Source organism: Klebsiella sp. K-Nf6 (assembly GCF_002806655.1).
In the GTDB taxonomy this organism is placed as follows: domain Bacteria; phylum Pseudomonadota; class Gammaproteobacteria; order Enterobacterales; family Enterobacteriaceae; genus Klebsiella; species Klebsiella variicola.
In genome coordinates this window covers 1-1,653 of the sequence record NZ_PIBN01000044.1, presented here as the reverse complement: position 1 = coordinate 1,653, position 1,653 = coordinate 1, and the positions used below count along the sequence as shown (strand labels likewise).

2 protein-coding genes are annotated in these 1,653 nt (G+C 67.1%); both read right to left on the bottom strand.

Going from position 1 to position 1,653, the window contains the following annotated elements; all coding sequences use genetic code 11:
* Positions 1-196 (bottom strand): sodium ion-translocating decarboxylase subunit beta (locus CWM61_RS28500; RefSeq protein ID WP_206054240.1); only part of this gene is annotated, 196 nt, incomplete at its 3' end.
* A gap of 15 nt (positions 197-211) precedes the next feature.
* On the bottom strand, positions 212-1,653 hold a 1,442-nt coding region (locus CWM61_RS28495), incomplete at its 5' end, for a pyruvate carboxylase subunit B (RefSeq protein WP_100632272.1).

The window sequence follows — 1,653 nt, the reverse complement described above, 5'->3', positions numbered from 1 at the left end:
GCGCGCTCAGCGCCAGCCCGGCCTCCGGGATATTGGAGAGCAGGCCGCCGAAGCCAATCGGCAGCAGCAGTAACGGCTCGAACTTCTTCGCAATCGCCAGCCACAGCAGCAGCAGGCTGACCAGCAGCATCACTGCCTGGCCGGCCCCCAGGTGCATCAGCCCCATGCCCTGAATCAGGGCGTTCAGACTTTCCATTTGTGCTCCCCGTCCTTACGCCAGCTGCAGCAGAGTGTCGCCGACCGCCACCGCATCGCCGGCTTTCACCGCGATGCCGCGTACGGTCCCGGCCTGCGCGGCGCGGATTTCGGTTTCCATCTTCATGGCTTCCAGAATCAGCAGCACCTCGCCTTCGGCCACCGTCTGGCCTTCGCTGGCCAGCACCTTCCAGATAGTGCCCGCCAGCGGCGCGGTCACCGGGGTCCCGGCGCCGGCCGGGGCCGGGGCCGGAGCGGCAGCAGGCGCAGCGGCCACCGGCGCGGCGCTGAGCTGGCTGACGTCGCCGCCGTCGCTGACTTTGACCACAAAGGCTTTGCCTTCCACTTCGACGGTGTAGACGCCGGAGGCGGCAGGCTTCTCTGCTTTTGCCACCGGCTGCGCGGCTTCCACCTGCGGCACGGGCTCAAAGGCTGCCGGGTTATGGCGGTTTTCGAGGAACTTGAGGCCGGGCTGCGGGAACAGCGCCACGGTGAGCACGTCGTCGATGGCGTTTTCGGCAAGCGTGATGCCCTTCTCCTGCGCCTGGCGTTTCACGTCGGCTTCAAGCTCCGCCAGCTCCGGCTTCAGCAGGTCAGCCGGGCGGCAGGTGACGGCGTCGGCGCCATCGAGCACCCGCGCCTGCAGGGCGGCGTTCACCGGCGCCGGGGTGCGGCCGTACTCGCCCTTCAGGATACCGGCGGTCTCCTTCGCGATGGTTTTGTAGCGCTCGCCGGTGAGGACGTTGAGCACCGCCTGGGTGCCGACAATCTGCGAGGTCGGGGTGACCAGCGGGATGAAGCCGAGGTCCTCGCGCACGCGGGGGATTTCCGCCAGCACCAGGTCCAGTTTATCCGCGGCATTCTGCTGCTTCAGCTGGCTTTCGAGGTTGGTGAGCATCCCGCCCGGGACCTGGGCGACGAGGATACGGCTGTCGGTGCCCTTCAGCTGGCCTTCGAAGGCGTGGTACTTCTTACGCACCTCGCGGAAGTACGCCGCGATGCTTTCCAGCTTGTGGATATTGAGGCCGGTGTCGTACGGCGTGCCGGCGAGGGTGGCCACCAGCGCCTCGGTGGCCGGGTGGCCGTAGGTGGCGCTCATCGAGGAGATGGCGGTGTCGACGCCGTCGACCCCGGCTTCAATGGCCTTCAGCAGGGCCATCTCCGCCATCCCGGTGGTGGCGTGACAGTGCAGGTGCAGGGTGACGTCATAGCGTTTTTTAATTTCACTGACCAGCTCAAAGGCGGCATGCGGCGTCAGAATGCCGGACATGTCCTTGATGGCGATGGAGTCGACGCCGGTCTCCAGCAGCTGTTCGGTGAGGTCGAGCCAGGTCTGCAGGGTGTGGGCCGGGCTGGTGGTGTACGAAAGCGTGCCCTGGGCGTGGGCGCCGTGGCGGCGGACAGCCTGCAGGGCGGCCTGCATGTTGCGCGGGTCGTTCATGGCATCGAAGACGCGGA